Source organism: Mesorhizobium sp. M8A.F.Ca.ET.202.01.1.1, assembly GCF_004791595.1.
GTDB lineage: Bacteria > Pseudomonadota > Alphaproteobacteria > Rhizobiales > Rhizobiaceae > Mesorhizobium.
In genome coordinates this window covers 630,129-645,901 of record NZ_SRUN01000001.1, presented here as the reverse complement: position 1 = coordinate 645,901, position 15,773 = coordinate 630,129, and the positions used below count along the sequence as shown (strand labels likewise).

The following is a 15,773-nucleotide window of genomic DNA, read 5'->3' as shown; positions in this document are numbered from 1 at the left end:
ATCTTCTCTCGGACGACGCCGAGGAGACCGCCAATGTTCCTGCCCAATAGCAATGCCTTGCACCGCCGGCCCCTGGGCGCGGCCGATGCCGAAACCCTCGGCATCGCCGGGGCGGATACGGTCGAGCGTTTCCTTGCCCGCCGTGACAATCATCTGGCAACGCCGCTGCACGCGCTGCCGGCGCTGGCGGGCGAGCTCGGTCTCGCTGCCTTGCACGTCAAGGATGAGGGCTTTCGGCTCGGCCTCGGCAGCTTCAAGGCGCTGGGTGGCGCCTATGCGGTCTTCCGCCTGGTCCTGGAAGAAGCCAGCAAGCGTCTGGGCCGCTCCGTCGATGTCGGCGATCTCGATCGGCCCGAAGTCCGGTCGGTCGCGGCGACCATGACGGTTGCTTGCGCCACCGACGGCAATCACGGCCGCTCCGTCGCGCAGGGCGCCGAACTCGTCGGTGCCAAGGCGGCGATCTTCGTCCATGCCGGCGTCAGCGACGAACGCGTCGCGGCCATCGCCCGCTACGGGGCCGAGATGATCCGCGTCGACGGCAATTATGACGATTCGGTCAGGCAGGCGGCGCGCATCGCCGCCGAGAAAGGCTGGACGGTGGTTTCCGATACCTCATGGCCGGGCTACGAACGCATTCCGGGGCTTGTCATGCAGGGCTACACGGCGGTCGTGCGCGAAGCGCTGCGCCAGCTCTCCGAACCGCCGACGCATGTCTTCGTGCAGGCAGGCGTCGGCGGCATCGCGGCGGCGATCGCCGGCCATCTCGCCATCGTGCTCGGAGAAGCCAGGCCTGTTTTCACGGTGGTGGAACCTGCGCGCGCCGCCTGCGTCTTCGGCGCCGCCAAAGCCGGGCACCCGGTCAAGATCGCGCATGGCGAGGCGACGGTCATGGCGATGCTCGAATGCTACGAGGCCTCGCCTGTCGCCTGGCGCGTGCTGGCACGCGTCGCCGATGCCTTCATGACCGTCGACGAGGACGACGCCGTCGCCGTGATGCGGCGGCTGGCAAGGCCGTCCGGCAACGATCCGGCCATCGTTGCCGGTGAAAGCGGAGGGGTCGGTCTTGCCGGACTGATCCGGGCGATGGCCGGTCACAAGGCCGAGCTTGGCCTCGACGCCACTTCGCGCGTGCTGGTCATCAACACCGAAGCCGCGACCGACCCCCGCCGCTATGCCGAGCTCGTCGGCATGAACCCGGCGGATGTGCTTGCCGGCAAGATGCTTTCAGGAGCAACGCCATGATCTCGATCGACGGACAAAGACTGCTTGGCCGCATCCGCGAACTCGGCGGCATCGGCCGTGATGGCGAGGGCAGGCTGGTGCGGCTGGCCGCCTCCGATGCCGACCGGCTGGGTCGCGACCGCTTCGTCGGCTGGCTGCGCGAGGCCGGGCTCGAAATCGCCATCGATCGCATGGGCAACATCTTCGGCATCTGGCAGGTACCTGAGAACGCCGGGCAGGCGCCAATCCTCGTCGGCTCGCATATCGACACCGTCATCGATGCCGGCATTTATGACGGCTGCTACGGTGTACTGGCCGGCCTGGAGGTCATCGAGACGCTGAAGGGGTCAGGCTATGTCCCGTCGCGCCCGCTCGCGGTCGCCGCCTTCACCAACGAGGAAGGGGTTCGCTATTCCCCCGACATGATGGGTTCACTGGTCCATGCCGGCGGCGTCGATATCACGGCGGCGCTGGCCGCCGTCGGCACCGACGGCAGCGTGCTGGGGGAGGAGCTGGCCCGCATCGGCTATGCCGGCGACGAGGAACCCGGCTTCCTCAAACCGCATGTCTATCTCGAACTGCATATAGAGCAGGGCCCGGTGCTGGAACGCGAAGGCGTGCCGATCGGCGCCGTGGAAAACCTGCAAGGCATCTCCTGGCAGCGCATCACCATAGATGGCCTCGCCAACCATGCCGGCACCACGCCGATGTCGATGCGCAATGATGCCGGCCATGCGGCTGCGCGTGTCGTCACTTTCCTGCACGATCGCGCCAAAGCTTCGAACACGCCGACCGTTGCAACCGTCGGCACGATGCGTTTCGAGCCAAACGCCATCAATGTCATTCCCTCGCGCGCCGTCTTCACCGTCGACCTGCGCGACCCTTTCGAGCATCGCCTGCAGGCGGAGGAGGCGGCACTTGCCGCATTTCTCGATGTCCTCGCGGCCGCCGATGGCGTCACGGTCTCGGTCGAGCGGCTGGCCCGCTTCGAGCCGGTGATTTTCGACAGCCGCATCGTCGAACTGATCGAGGCTGCCGCCAGCAACCGCGGATTGGTCTCGAAGCGCATGACGTCAGGCGCCGGCCATGATGCGCAGATGATGGCGCGCCTTGCGCCCGCGGCGATGATTTTCGTGCCGAGCGCCGGCGGCATCAGCCACAATCCGCGCGAACATACGGACGATGCCGAGCTTGTCGCCGGCGCCAACATCCTGCTTGATGTCGTCGCCCGCCTTGCGGATCAGGAGATATCAGGCAATGGCTGAAATCGACCGTGACGCGCTGAAGCTGGAGATGACCGGGTGGCGGCGCGATCTGCACGCGCACCCCGAATTCGGCTTCGAGGAGAAGCGCACCGCGGCCTTCGTCGCGGCCAAGCTGCGCGAATTCGGCCTGGACGATGTCGCCGAGGGTGTCGGCGGCACAGGCGTCGTCGGCACGTTGCAGCGCGGCAACGGCAACCGTGCCATCGCGCTCAGGGCCGACATGGATGCGCTGCGCATATCAGAGCAATCGACCGCGCCACACCGCTCCGGCAATCCCGGTCTCATGCATGCCTGCGGCCATGACGGCCACACGGCGATGCTGCTCGGTGCGGCCAAGCTTCTGGCCGGGGGGGGCGGTTTCGACGGCACCGTGCGCTTCATCTTCCAGCCGGCGGAGGAATGGGGAAAAGGCGCGTTGGCGATGCTCGACGATGGCCTGATGCAGCGCTTTCCCTTCGACGAGGTCTTTGGCCTGCACAACATGCCTGGCCTGCCCGTCGGGCATTTCGAAACCCGCGCCGGTCCGGTCATGTCGGCCGAGGATATCTTCGAGATCGTGCTCAAGGGGTTGGGCGGCCACGCGGCCCGGCCGCATTCGGGTCAGGAAACGCTGGTCGCCGCCTGTGCGCTGGTCACCAGTCTTCAGACCATCGTCTCGCGCCGGCTGAGCCCAGCCGACATCGCCGTGGTTTCGGTGACCGAGCTGATCACCGACGGCACCCGCAACGCACTGCCGGGCTTTGCCCGCGTCCTTGGCGACGCGCGCAGCTTCCGCCCCGAGGTCAGCGCCGAGATCGAGCGCCAGATGCGCATCATCGCCGAAGGCATCGCTGCCGCGTACAATGTTGCCGCCGAGGTCAACTACACCAGGGAATTCGTGCCTTTGCGCAACGATGCCGAACTGGTCGATGCGGCCTTCGCCGCCGCCACGACGGTTTTCGAGCCTGGCAATATCGCGGTCGCCCGCGAACCGATGACGGCGTCGGAGGATTTCGCCCGCTTCCTCGACCACGTGCCGGGCTGCTTCGTCTTCCTCGGCAACGGCGAGGGTTCGGCGCCGCTTCACAATTCCAGCTACGACTTCAACGATGACGGGCTGTTGTTCGGCGTCGATTTCCATGTCGCCATCGCCAGACAGCGGCTTGGGACTTGAACCCACGGGGGGCTTTTCGCGGCATTTTACCGGGGGAAAACGCCCGGAAAAGGCCGATATCCTTGATCTCGCATGACGCTGCGGCAAGACTCAGCTAGCGTGCTTCACGCGGCGGACCTGATATCCGCCTGGCCGGCGCTATCAGATTACCTCCCAAGCGGCGCCGGCCTTCTCGCCTGCGCGCTAAATTAGCTTTCGTTAAATTTAGAATGCTGGCGCTTGGCGGAAGTTAGCGTTTTGCTGCCAAGACTGGTGCTGGGGGGAGCCATGGATGCGCGGGCGGAGCTGGATAAAGGCGTTGCGTCAGGACGAAGCGCGGCGAGTGCGCGCGCGTATCGCTGAACTCGAACAAAACTTGACCGCTGCCTCGGCCCAGACACGACAACTGCGCCAGGACGCTGGCCACGAACTGCGCAATGCCAAGTTCCGCCTCGACCGCCTCGAGGAATGCATCGCGGCGATGCGTTGATGACGACCCCGCAATTGTCGGGGTGCGGGCCACCATTCACTGCCTGGCAATGCCATTGTTCGCGGCCGGAATTGCGAGACCTTGGTCCCCTCCAGTCGCCTTTGTCGGCGGCAGTTTGTTGTCACAGGCCGTGAGCGCCAAGGCGACGAGCGCGAGGATCAGTCCTAGCTTTTTCATCGCTACCTCCTCCAAGTCAGAACGAGGCGGCGCCGGTTTGGTTGCGGCGATTGCGCCGAGGGAACAAAAGGCCCGGCCTCCAGTTGATCCAGAGAAGGAGGACCGCCCACATGATCCGTTTGCTTCTGGTCGGCACGCTGGCCTTTGTCACTTACCGTCTCGCCCGCAAGATGATCGACGAGGTCCCCGACACTGTCGATCCGCTCTTGCTGCCGGCGCCTGCAAACGACCGCGAAGCGCTGCGCCGGCAATCGGCGGCGATGGGCGTTGACCCGAAACGCTGATCGTATTGCTCGCCGAATTGGCGGAGCCGCTTCTCTGTTGCGAACAAAGCGGAAACGATGCTTGATGGGCGATGAACCTCGCCGCCCATGATTCGACCTTTTTGGACTCGACCGTCCAGCCGGCCTATCTCGCCCGGCTGAATGATGCCCAGCGCCGGGCCGTCGAACATGGCGACGGCAAGATTGCAGGCCCGCTGCTGGTCATTGCCGGGGCTGGCTCCGGCAAGACCAATACGCTGGCGCACCGCGTCGCTCATCTGATCGTCAAGGGAGCCGACCCGCGCCGCATCCTGCTGATGACGTTTTCGCGGCGCGCGGCATCCGAGATGGCCAGACGCGTCGAGCGCATCGCCGGCGAAGTGCTCGGCCGCGACGCCGCGGTGATCACGGATGCGCTCACCTGGGCCGGCACTTTTCATGGCATCGGTGCGCGGCTGTTGCGCGATTATGCATTGGAGATCGGCCTCGATCCGGCCTTCACCATTCATGATCGCGAGGATTCTGCCGATCTGATGAATCTCGTGCGCCACGAACTCGGTTTCTCCAGGACGGAAGCGCGCTTTCCGACCAAAGGCACTTGCCTTGCCATCTATTCGCGCGCCGTCAACGCGCAGGCCCCGCTCGGTGAGGTGCTGGGGTCTGCCTTCCCCTGGTGCGCCGGCTGGGCAGAGCAGCTCAAGCAGCTGTTTGCCAGTTACGTCGAGGCCAAGCAGGCGCAGAACGTGCTCGATTACGACGATCTGCTGCTCTACTGGGCGCAGATGACGGCCGAGCCTGAGATCGCCACGCATCTGGGCGGGCGTTTCGATCATGTGCTGGTCGACGAATACCAGGACACCAATCGGCTGCAGGCGTCGATCCTGCTTGCGCTGAAACCCGACGGCGCCGGGCTGACGGTCGTTGGCGACGACGCGCAGTCGATCTATTCGTTCCGCGCCGCCGAGGTGCGCAACATCCTCGACTTTCCCCGGCAGTTCGCGCAGACCGCCGACGTGGTGATGCTGGAGCGCAATTACCGCTCGACCGAGACCATTCTGGCGGCCGCCAATGCGGTCATCTGCGAAGCTTCCGAGCGCTTCACCAAGAACCTGTGGTCGGAACGTAAATCTGCCGACAAGCCAAGACTTGTGACCGTGCGTGACGAGGTCGAGCAGGCGAACTTCGTCTGCGACACCATCCTGGCGGAGCGAGAGGCCGGCACCGCGCTGAAGTCACAGGCGGTGCTGTTTCGCGCCTCGCACCACAGCGGACCGCTGGAGATCGAACTGACGCGGCGCAACATTCCTTTCGTCAAGTTCGGTGGCCTGAAATTCCTCGATGCCGCCCATGTGAAGGACGTGCTGGCGGTGCTGCGCTTCGCCGAAAACCCACGCGACCGTGTCGCCGGCTTTCGCGTGCTGCAGCTCTTGCCAGGCATCGGTCCTTCCGCCGCCGCGCAGATCGTCGAGTCCATGACCTCGGCGCTGGACGAGACGATGGGCCTGGCCGGCTGGCGTCCACCGCAGCGCGCCGCCGACGACTGGCCGTCTTTTGTATCGCTCTATTCCGGCTTGCGTGCCGGCGCCAAGTGGCCAGCCGATCTCGAACAGATCAGGCTGTGGTACGAACCGCATCTGGAGCGCATCCACGAGGATGCGACCACGCGCCGGGCGGATCTGCTGCAACTGGAGCAAATCGGGTCGGGCTATGCTTCGCGCGAACGCTTCCTGACCGAGCTGACCCTCGATCCGCCGGACGCGACCAGCGACCAGGCCGGGCCACCGCATCGCGACGAGGACTATCTGATCCTGTCCACCATCCACTCGGCCAAGGGCCAGGAGTGGAAGAACGTCTTCGTGCTGAACACGGTCGATGGCTGCATTCCGGCCGATCTCGGCGTCGGCACCAAGGAGGACATCGAGGAAGAGCGCCGGCTGCTCTACGTGGCGATGACACGAGCCAAGGACAGCCTCAACCTGATCATGCCGCAGCGCTTCTTTCCGCACGGGCAGGCGGCGCGTGGCGACCGTCATCTCTATGCCTCGCGCACCCGTTTCATCCCGGCCTCCATCCTTGCCGCGTTCCAGCAGCTTTCGTGGCCGGCCGCGCAAGCGGCGCAGGGCAGGGCACCCCGGCCGGAGGTGCGCGTCGACATCGGCGCGCGCATGCGCGGCATGTGGAAATAGCAGGAGCCGATGTCGCAGCCGCCGATCAGGATCGCCATATCGGGCGCTCTCGGCCGCATGGGACGCCAGATGGCGGATGCGGTGCGGGCCGATGCGCGTCTGGCGCTTGCCGCCCGCTTTCACCGCCCAGGCAGTGTCGGTGATGGGCTGGTGAGCCGCGAGGAAGCGCTTGCCATGGCCGATGTGGTCATCGACTTCACCACGCCGGCTGCCTCCGCCGATCTGGCCAGTTTCTGTGCGCAACGCGGCGGGCCAGCCTTGGTGATTGGCTCGACCGGTTTCGATGCGGCCGAAGCGGCCATTATTGCCGATGCCGCCAAAAACATCGCGATAGTCCGCTCCGGCAGCTTTTCGCTCGGCCTGAACATGCTGGTCGGATTGGTCGAGCAGGCGGCGAGGGCACTCGCCCAGCAAGACTGGGATGCCGAGATTTTCGAGGCGCATCATCGCCACAAGATCGATGCGCCCTCGGGCACGGCGCTGATGCTGGGGCAAGCCGTTGCCGGCGGGCGCGGCGTCGAACTGGACATGGTGGCAAGGCGCGTCCGCGATGGCGCCACCGGCGCGCGGCCGGTGGGCGAGATCGGCTTCGCGGTGGCGCGCGGCGGCAGCATCGTCGGCGAGCACAGCGTCTCCTTCTGCGCCGAGGGCGAGACCGTCACCGTGTCGCATGTGGCCGGCGACCGCGTCATGTTCGCGCGTGGCGCCATCGCCGCCGCTCTCTGGGTGGCGGGCCGCACTCCCGGCGAATACGACATGCGCGACGTCCTGGGGCAGAGCGCTCGGGCGTGACGCTGCGAACGATTTTTTTGCCCCGCGACTGAAAGCCAGCTGAAAGCTTGGGCATGTCATGACGGTTTTGCGGTGTCACCGCATGTCCGGCCCGCGACGGTCGGCGAGGGAGGAATGCGGCGCGGCTTCACAGCGCGTCGCCCAAATGGAGGAAGTTTTGTGACCGGTTTCATCTCGAAGTGTGCGTTGCGCACCGTTGCCTTGACGCTTGCCATCACCGCCACGGGTGCCACGGCGGCATCGGCGGCCGACGAAAAGATTTCCATCATGGTGGGTGGCTACGAAAAGCAGATCTATCTGCCCGCCAAGCTCACCGAAGCCCTGGGCTACTTCAAGGACGAGGGTCTTGACGTCGAGTTGCTGAACGAACCGGCCGGCGTCGATGCCGAAAACGAGATGCTGGCCGGCGCCGTGCAAGGCGTTGTCGGCTTCTATGACCATAGCATCGACCTCCAGGCCAAAGGCAAATTCGTCGAGTCCATTGTCCAGTTCAGCCAGGCGCCCGGCGAGGTCGAACTGGTTTCGACGAAGCATCCCGAAATCAAGTCGCCGGCCGATTTCAAGGGCATGAACCTTGGTGTCACCGGCCTCGGCTCCTCGACAAACTTCCTGACGGAATACCTCGCCGTGAAGAACGGCTTGAAGCTGGGTGAATTCACCTCAATCCCCGTCGGTGCCGGCGATACATTCATCGCCGCGATGCAACAGGACAAGATCCAGGCGGGTATGACGACCGAGCCGACCATCACCCGGCTACTCAAGACGGGTGAGGCCAAAGTCCTTATCGACATGCGTACGATGGAAGGCACAAAAGCCGCGCTCGGCGGCACATACCCGGCCGCGTCACTCTACATGCAGACAGACTGGGTCGAGGCCCACAAGGATGTGGTGCAGAAGCTGGCCAATGCTTTCGTCAAGACGCAGAAATTCATCAATACCCATAGCGGCGCCGAAATCGCCGACAAGATGCCGAAGGACTACTATGTCGGCGACAAGGAGGGCTATGTGAAGGCCCTCGATGCCGGCAAGGCGATGTTCACCGCCGACGGCGTAATGCCCGAGGGCGGCCCCGAGACGGTGCTGACTGTGCTGTCGGCCTTCAAGAAGGACCTGCAAGGCAAGCAGATCGACCTGTCGAAGACCTACACGACGGAATTCGTCAAGAACGCGAAGTAAACCCGTCTGCCGGCGCGATGCACCGCCTCGTGCCGGCAATCGTCTGGTTTTCACGTCCGGAGGCCCTGGCCGACGGCGGTTCTTCGTTCGAGGAGTTAGCCCAGCATGGCACAAGAGAAAAGCGCACCGGCAATTGAGCTGATCAATGTCAGCCGCCGCTTCCTGTCACCCACCGGCAAGTCGCTGACCGCGATCCGTGATTTCACCATGACCGTCGAGCGGGGTGAATTCGTCGCCGTCGTCGGCCCGACCGGCTGCGGGAAGTCCACCACCCTCAACCTCGTCACCGGATTGGCGAGCCCAAGCGCGGGCGAGGTCCGGGTCATGGGTGCACCCGTCAAGGGCATCGATTCCCGCATCGGCTTCGTCTTTCAAAGTGACGCGCTGTTTCCATGGCGCACGGTGATCGAGAACGTCATGGCCGGGCCGCTCTTCCGTGGCAGGGCCAAGGCAGAAGCGACGGCCGCGGCGCGCGACTGGCTGGCGCGCGTCGGCTTGGCGCGCTTCGAGCATCACTATCCGCACCAGCTCTCCGGCGGCATGCGCAAGCGCGTCGCGTTGGCGCAGACCTTCATCAATGGCCCCGAGATTCTGCTGATGGACGAGCCGTTCTCCGCGCTCGACGTGCAGACACGTGTTCTCATGCACGAGGAACTGCTGCGTCTGTGGTCCGAAGCCAGGGCTTCGGTCGTTTTCGTCACCCACGACCTGGAGGAAGCAATAGCGCTGGCCGACAAAGTCTATGTGCTGACCGCCGGGCCGGCGACGGTGAAGTCGGTCTACACCATCGACCTGCCGCGCCCTCGCGTCGTCGCCGACATCCGTTACGAGCAAAGCTTCATCGACTATTCGCGCACCATCTGGGCCGATCTCAAGGAAGAGGTCGAGACCAGCTATGCCCGCGCTGCCGCGTGAGGGAGGACACAATGACCGATGCCACCATCGACATCAGGGCAGGAAGTTTCAGGCCGGGAACTTCGGACGCCGAAATAGAGGCCGCCGCCGCCAAGGCCGCGCAGCATCGTCGCCGCACGGTGATCTTCTGGCGGTATGCCATCCTCATCGTCTTCCTCGCCGCTTGGGAAGTCGCCGGGCGCAAGGCCTGGATCGATCCGTTCTTCTACGCCACGCCAAGCGCGATCGCGCAGAGGCTCTATGAGTGGACGACGGAAGGCACGTCCGAAGGGCCGCTCTGGTACCATCTCTACGTCACGATGGAGGAATCCGTCCTCGGCTTCGTCACAGGCTCGGTTGCCGGCATCATCATCGGCGTCGCGCTTGGCCGCAACCGCATGGCCGCCGACATCTTTTCCATCTACATCAAGGTCATCAACTCCATCCCTCGCGTGGTGCTGGCGCCGATCTTCATCATGATCCTCGGCCTTGGCCTTGCTTCGAAAGTGGCGCTGGCCTTCATCATGGTGTTCTTCGTCGTCTTCCATAACGCCTTCCAGGGCGTGCGCGAGGCCGACCGGGCGATGATCGCCAATGCCCGTATCCTCGGCGCCTCCGACTGGCAGCTGACCCGCTCGGTGATCGTGCCGTCGGCGATGAGCTGGATCTTCGCCAGCCTGCACGTCAGCTTCGGCTTCGCCATCATCGGCGCCATCGTCGGCGAGTTCGTCGGCTCACGCTATGGTATCGGGCTCTTGATCAACATCGCCAAGGGCTCCTTCGACGCCGCCGGCATGTATGCCGCGATCGTCATCATCATGGTCGTGGCGCTGGGCGCGGAATATCTGATGACAATGGTCGAGAACCGGCTGGCGAAATGGCGTCCGCAGCCGCTGCACGAGACGCAGTAAGCAGATCGGAGCGGGGCAAGGACCCCTAGCCGCCGGCCAACGGCAGGCGCACCTCGACGACCAGGCCGCCGGTCGCGCCATCCGCAAGGGTGATGCGACCGCTGGCATTTTCGACCACCTCGCGCACGATGGCGAGCCCGAGGCCGCTGCCTTCGTCGGTCGCGCCGGTGAGCCGATAGAAGCGCTCGAAGACATGGTCGCGCTCGTCGGCGGGTATGCCTGGCCCGTCGTCGGTAACCGTCAGCACGGCCTCGCCACCGGCGGCGGCGAGCTTGACGGTGACGGTGCCGCCTGCCGGTGTGTAGCGCAGGGCGTTGTCGACGAGATTGACGATCATCTCCCGCAGCATCGTGCCGTCCCCGATGACCGGTACGGCGCCAGTCTCATCGAGGCCAAGATCGACGTTGCGATCAATGGCCCTGGGCGCGTGCGTTTCCAGCACTTGGCGCGCGGCTTGCGTCAGGTCGATGCGATCGGCGCGCGGTCGCCGGCTGCCCGGTTCCGCGCGCGACAAGGTCAAGAGCTGTTCGGCCAGCCTCGCCAGCCGGGCGGAGCTTGCCTGCAGGGCGACAAGCGCTTCCTTGCGCGCATCCACAGCGTTTTCGCGCAGCGCGTAGCTCGCTTGCGTCGACAACAGCGCCAGCGGCGTGCGCAACTGATGCGCGGCATTGGCGATGAAACGGCGCTGCGCCGCCATCTGCGCCCGCACCCGTTCCATATAGGCATTGAGCGCATCGACCAGCGGCCGGATTTCGCTCTGCGCACCGGCGACTTCGATGGGGTCGAGTTCGCTGCGTTTCGGTGAGCGCACTGCGTCGCGCAGCCGGATGAGCGGCGTCAATCCTCGCCGCAGGCCGAGCAGCACGAAGACGCCGGCAATCGCCACCAGCGCCAGTTGCTGGGTGAAGGCGCTGAACCAGAGATGCCGCACCATCGCGTCGTGGCCGAAAAGCGTGACGCCGACGGTGACCGATATCGGCGAGTCGCCGCCGGCGCCGACCACCGCGTGCGTAAATGTCAGCAGCCGCAGCGTCTGGTCGCGATAGGTCGCTTCGATGCTGGGGCGTCCAGGCGTCTTGGGTAGCCCGGGATAGCCTGTCAACAGCCGCCCTCCGGCGGCTTCGACACCGTAGTAGACCCTGTCGCGGTCGCCGGTGTCGAACATCTCGAGCGCTGCCGGCGGCACCGTGGCGTTGATCACTCCGTCGGTCATTGCGACCTGCTCGGCAATCATCCGTGCCGATCCGACCAACATGCGGTCGGTGACAAGATCGGCGGTCGCCAGGGCATTGCCATGGCTGGTCCACAGATTGACGGTGGCGAGCCCGGCGAGCGGCAACACCACCCAGGCCAGAAGTTGCAGCCGAAGACTGTTAATTCTCATGGCGCCAGATCATCGTGGCGCAAGAGATAGCCGAGGCCACGCAAAGTGGCGATCTGGACGCGCGACCCTTCAAGCTTCTTGCGCACACGGTGCACATAGATCTCGATGGCGCTGGGATCGGCGTCGGTCTCGAAATCATAGATCGCCGCGGACAGTGCGGCCTTGCTTACGGTGCGTCCTGCCTTGATCATCAATTGCTCGAGCAAGGCATGTTCGCGCGGCGTCAGCGCCAGCGCCTCCCCGCCGAGCGAGAACAGCCTGGTGTTGGTGTCGAAGACGAGGTCGCCGCAGGCAACGACCGGTGCCGTCCGGTCATTGACGCGGCGCAGTTGCACGCGGATGCGTGCTTCAAGCTCCTCGATCTGGAAGGGCTTAGCCAGATAATCGTCGGCGCCTTCGTTGAGGCCTTTGACCCGGCCATCGAGGCTGGCATTGGCGGTCAGTACGATCACCGGCACCCGGTTGCCGCGGGCTCGCAGCATGCGCAGCACTTCCAGTCCGCCCATGCGAGGCAGCGCAAGATCGAGAATGACAAGCGCGTGGTCGCCCGCGGCAAGCGCGTGCTCGACATCCTCGCCGTCATGGACGATGTCGACGACATAGTTCGCCTGGCGCAAGGTCTTGCCCAGCCAGTCCGCCAGTTCGCGATTGTCCTCCACAAGCAGCAATCGCATGTCTATTGCCGTTCCAGCATCCGCCCGCTTTCGGTCTCAACGGGTCGCCTCGGGCTCGATCGTCGATCCCATTCGCCAATCGGACCCAAAATGATCGATAGTATCGATCGCAACGCAAGGCAAATGCGGCTTGGGCCGTGGCCGGCGAAACCTCCAAACTGTCCGAGCGACGATTCCAATCAGCCGGACCCAGGCCAGAGCAATTGGGGCAACTGATCCACGCAGGGCCTCGACGACCTCGACGACAAAGAGCGGTGGGCTTGGCTCGCGGCTCTTGTTTTTTTTGGATGAGCCCAAGGCATTGGCTTCATCAGCCGATCTCCGCAGTCGGCAAAAAACATTTCGCGTTCAGGAATAAAACCAGGCTGCTTCTGGTCTTCTCCTCAGCGGAACCGTCCTCCCAAGACGCCGCCCAACGGATGAACCAGGAGATTGAAATGGACAGGCTTGCTCTCGCTACCGCCGCTATCCTTATCGCAACCGGAGGTGCGTTCGCCGGCAGCGACCACTTTGGCTCCGACAATGCCAACCAGCCGGTTGCCCCGGTCGCTGGCGTGGATCACGCAGTCACCGGCGCCGTCGACAACAAGACGAATATGACCAGCCACAAGGCTGCCGACACCAAGATGAAGCCCGCCATCGACTGGCCGGAGCCCGGCCAGGGCATCTGGGGCAACTGATGTCTCGGGCGCGGCGGACTGTCCGCCGCATCCGCCTGGCATGGGTTCTAGCTTAAATCCTTCGGGCGCAGGCAATGCGTCAGCCGCGCGGAGAACAGGGCGGACCACTCGCCCTCGAAGACGAGGCGCGCAAGGGCTGCTGTCGGCAACTTTTCCTCAAGCCTCTTGCGCGCCTTCGCCTCCGATCGCGGTCCGGCAAGCTGTTCTGCCAGGTCCTCAAGCCCCGGATTATGGCCAACCACCACAAGGCAAAGGCTCGACGGGTCGGCCTTATGGATTTGGTCCAGAATGTCCGCAGCCGAAGCTTCGTAGAGTGGCTGAGCAAACGCGACTCGTGGATGCACCGGCAACTCCGCGGCCACCAATCGCCAGGTGTCGCGGGTGCGTAGCGCCGACGACACCAGCGCCTGATCCGGCAGCCAGTCGCGCGCCGCAAGCTCGCGGCCGATCAATCGGGCTGCCTTCAATCCACGTTCCGCGAGCGGCCGGTCGAAATCATCGAGATCAGGATCATCCCAGCTCGATTTGGCGTGGCGAAGCAGGAGAAGCTGTTTCATGGCCGCGTTCTCGGCTCAGGGCGTGATCCGCGCCAGATGCTCCAGGTCGGCTTCCTCACGCAGCGGGTCGGGCGCCATCACCACCGAGGTGCCGTTCTCGGCATCGTCGGCGAAGTGGGCAAGCACGGTGCGGCCCGCCTCCATGCGTGCCTTGCCTTCGGCCACCAGTCCCAGCGCCAGCGCATAGAGCCGATGCTCGGCCTTCAGCACGCGCGCTGCCAGCGTATCGGCATTGTCGCCGACCATCACCGGCACCGCCGCCTGGGCGATGATCGGGCCGTCATCCATCTCCGGCGTCACGAAATGCACCGTGCAGCCATGAATGCGGATGCCGGCTGCCAGCGCGCGCGCATGGGTATCGAGCCCCTTGAAGGCCGGCAGCAAGGCAGGGTGGATGTTGATCATGCGACCCTGCCATTTCTGGACAAAGCCGGGGGTCAGGATGCGCATATAGCCGGCCAGCGCCACGATGTCGGCATTGAAGGCCGCGAGTGCCGCGTCGATCGCCGCGTCATGTGCCTGCTTGCCGCCATGGTCGGCGCGGGAAATGACCTGCGTGGCGATGCCGCGTGCCCTGGCGATGCCGAGGCCCGCGGCGTCGGCCTTGTCGGAGATGACGGCGACGATCTCGGCCGGAAAGGCCGGATCGCTGGCGGCCGCGATCAGCGCGGTCATGTTGGAGCCGCGCCCCGATATCAGGACGACCGCGCGTTTTCTCGGCGCGCTCATAGCCCGATCGAGCCCCGATAGATGACGCCGGCGTCGCGGCGCGGCACGATGCGGCCGATCGGCGTCACCGTCTCGCCGGCTTCCTGCAGCACGGCCGCGACCTGCGCCGCCTGCCCCGAAGCGACAGCCAAAATCATGCCGATGCCGCAATTGAAGGTGCGCATCATCTCTTCCGGCGCCACGCCGCCGGTCTTCGCCAGCCACGAGAACACCGGCGGCACGTCGATCGCCTCGAGATCAAGCTCGGCCGAGAAATCCTTGGGCAGCACGCGCGGAATGTTTTCCGGGAAGCCGCCGCCGGTGATGTGGGCGAGCGCCTTGATGCCATGTGTATTGCGGATCGCCTTGAGGAGAGATTTCACATAGATGCGGGTCGGCTCGAGCAGCGCCTCGGCGAGCGTCGCCTCATCGTTGAACGGTGCCGGATCGCTCCACGCCAGGCCGCTGGCGGCGACGATGCGGCGCACCAGCGAGAAACCGTTCGAATGCAGGCCGGAGGAGGCTAGCCCGAGCAGCACGTCGCCTTCGACGATGTCGTCAGTGGGCAAAAGCTGCCCGCGTTCGGCCGCGCCCACCGCAAAGCCGGCAAGGTCATAGTCCTTGCCGTGATACATGCCCGGCATTTCGGCGGTCTCGCCGCCGATCAGCGCGCAGCCGGCCTGGCGGCAGCCTTGCGCGATGCCGCCGACGATCGCGGCACCCTGGTCGGGATCGAGTTTGCCGGTGGCGAAATAGTCGAGGAAGAACAGCGGCTCCGCGCCCTGCACGACGATGTCGTTGACGCACATGGCGACGAGGTCGATGCCGATCGTGTCGTGCTTGCCGGCATCGATGGCGATCTTGAGCTTGGTGCCGACGCCGTCATTGGCGGCGACCAGCACCGGATCGCTGAAACCGGCCGCCTTGAGATCGAACAGACCGCCGAAGCCGCCGATCTCGCCATCCGCGCCTGGCCGGCGCGTCGAGCGCACCAGCGGCTTGATCTTCTCCACCATGAGATTGCCGGCATCGATGTCGACGCCGGCCTCGGCATAAGTGAGCCCGTTTCTGCGCTTGGCCTGGTCGCCCTTGCTCATCGTCGGCGCATCCCTGTTTCCATTGCGGGCTCTTCGCATGAATGGTTTCGCCGGGCAAGGATGACGGCGCGGACCGCGCCTTTTACCCCGACAAATGCGTGGATATCCCTCCCATCAATGTGCCGTGAAGCCTGGTCGCATCTAAGTCAGGGAAAACTGCATGGAA

The 15,773-nt window shown here is 64.9% G+C and carries 16 protein-coding genes; 11 read left to right on the top strand and 5 right to left on the bottom strand.

From position 1 onward, the window contains the following. Positions 1-33: 33 nt before the first annotated feature. The 10 genes from EN845_RS03480 to EN845_RS03440 all read left to right on the top strand — a co-directional run bounded on the left by EN845_RS03480 (position 34) and on the right by EN845_RS03440 (position 10,507). Entirely contained in the window at positions 34-1,242 is a 1,209-nt protein-coding gene (locus EN845_RS03480) for a diaminopropionate ammonia-lyase (RefSeq protein ID WP_127871464.1), read from the top strand. Next, on the top strand, positions 1,239-2,486 hold the full coding sequence (locus EN845_RS03475) for a Zn-dependent hydrolase (protein ID WP_127871465.1): 1,248 nt from the start codon (positions 1,239-1,241) through the stop codon (positions 2,484-2,486). Before EN845_RS03480 ends, EN845_RS03475 begins: the two co-directional genes overlap by 4 nt. After that, positions 2,479-3,639, top strand: a complete 1,161-nt coding sequence (locus EN845_RS03470) for a M20 aminoacylase family protein (RefSeq protein ID WP_127871466.1) — start codon at positions 2,479-2,481, stop codon at positions 3,637-3,639. Before EN845_RS03475 ends, EN845_RS03470 begins: the two co-directional genes overlap by 8 nt. 271 nt (positions 3,640-3,910) lie before the next feature. Then, on the top strand, positions 3,911-4,108 hold the full coding sequence (locus tag EN845_RS03465; RefSeq protein WP_127871467.1) for a hypothetical protein: 198 nt from the start codon (positions 3,911-3,913) through the stop codon (positions 4,106-4,108). A 287-nt stretch (positions 4,109-4,395) separates the two neighbouring features. Next, positions 4,396-4,569, top strand: coding sequence for a hypothetical protein (locus tag EN845_RS35295; protein WP_167531203.1), 174 nt, complete (start codon positions 4,396-4,398; stop codon positions 4,567-4,569). A 71-nt stretch (positions 4,570-4,640) separates the two neighbouring features. Then, the gene (locus EN845_RS03460) at positions 4,641-6,734 is read left to right on the top strand and encodes an ATP-dependent helicase (RefSeq protein ID WP_127871468.1); all 2,094 of its coding nucleotides are present in this window, start codon (positions 4,641-4,643) and stop codon (positions 6,732-6,734) included. Between the two features lie 9 nt (positions 6,735-6,743). Further along, a complete protein-coding gene (gene dapB, locus EN845_RS03455) occupies positions 6,744-7,526 on the top strand; it encodes a 4-hydroxy-tetrahydrodipicolinate reductase (RefSeq protein ID WP_127871469.1) in 783 nt (260 codons plus the stop codon). Positions 7,527-7,685: 159 nt separating this feature from the next. Further along, a complete protein-coding gene (locus tag EN845_RS03450) occupies positions 7,686-8,702 on the top strand; it encodes an ABC transporter substrate-binding protein (protein ID WP_127280273.1) in 1,017 nt (338 codons plus the stop codon). Positions 8,703-8,807: 105 nt separating this feature from the next. Beyond that, on the top strand, positions 8,808-9,617 hold the full coding sequence (locus EN845_RS03445) for an ABC transporter ATP-binding protein (protein WP_127871470.1): 810 nt from the start codon (positions 8,808-8,810) through the stop codon (positions 9,615-9,617). Positions 9,618-9,628: 11 nt separating this feature from the next. Continuing rightward, positions 9,629-10,507, top strand: a complete 879-nt coding sequence (locus tag EN845_RS03440) for an ABC transporter permease (protein ID WP_127276617.1) — start codon at positions 9,629-9,631, stop codon at positions 10,505-10,507. A gap of 25 nt (positions 10,508-10,532) precedes the next feature. On the opposite strand, the gene EN845_RS03435 is transcribed toward EN845_RS03440, so the two are convergent. Both EN845_RS03435 and EN845_RS03430 read right to left on the bottom strand, forming a co-directional pair. Then, on the bottom strand, positions 10,533-11,891 hold the full coding sequence (locus EN845_RS03435; protein ID WP_127276619.1) for a sensor histidine kinase: 1,359 nt from the start codon (positions 11,889-11,891) through the stop codon (positions 10,533-10,535). Continuing rightward, on the bottom strand, positions 11,888-12,565 hold the full coding sequence (locus tag EN845_RS03430) for a response regulator (protein WP_127276622.1): 678 nt from the start codon (positions 12,563-12,565) through the stop codon (positions 11,888-11,890). Before EN845_RS03430 ends, EN845_RS03435 begins: the two co-directional genes overlap by 4 nt. A 437-nt stretch (positions 12,566-13,002) precedes the next feature. On the opposite strand from EN845_RS03430, the gene EN845_RS03425 reads away from it, so the two are divergent. Then, entirely contained in the window at positions 13,003-13,245 is a 243-nt protein-coding gene (locus EN845_RS03425; protein ID WP_127276624.1) for a DUF680 domain-containing protein, read from the top strand. 47 nt (positions 13,246-13,292) lie between these two features. Here EN845_RS03425 and EN845_RS03420 read toward each other — a convergent pair whose 3' ends face one another. From EN845_RS03420 to purM, 3 genes are read right to left on the bottom strand one after another with little or no spacing between them, the layout of a single operon-like run. Beyond that, positions 13,293-13,802, bottom strand: coding sequence for a histidine phosphatase family protein (locus EN845_RS03420; RefSeq protein ID WP_127276627.1), 510 nt, complete (start codon positions 13,800-13,802; stop codon positions 13,293-13,295). A 15-nt stretch (positions 13,803-13,817) separates the two neighbouring features. Continuing rightward, on the bottom strand, positions 13,818-14,531 hold the full coding sequence (gene purN, locus EN845_RS03415; protein WP_127276629.1) for a phosphoribosylglycinamide formyltransferase: 714 nt from the start codon (positions 14,529-14,531) through the stop codon (positions 13,818-13,820). Further along, on the bottom strand, positions 14,528-15,607 hold the full coding sequence (gene purM, locus EN845_RS03410) for a phosphoribosylformylglycinamidine cyclo-ligase (RefSeq protein ID WP_127871471.1): 1,080 nt from the start codon (positions 15,605-15,607) through the stop codon (positions 14,528-14,530). Before purM ends, purN begins: the two co-directional genes overlap by 4 nt. Positions 15,608-15,773: the final 166 nt, after the last annotated feature.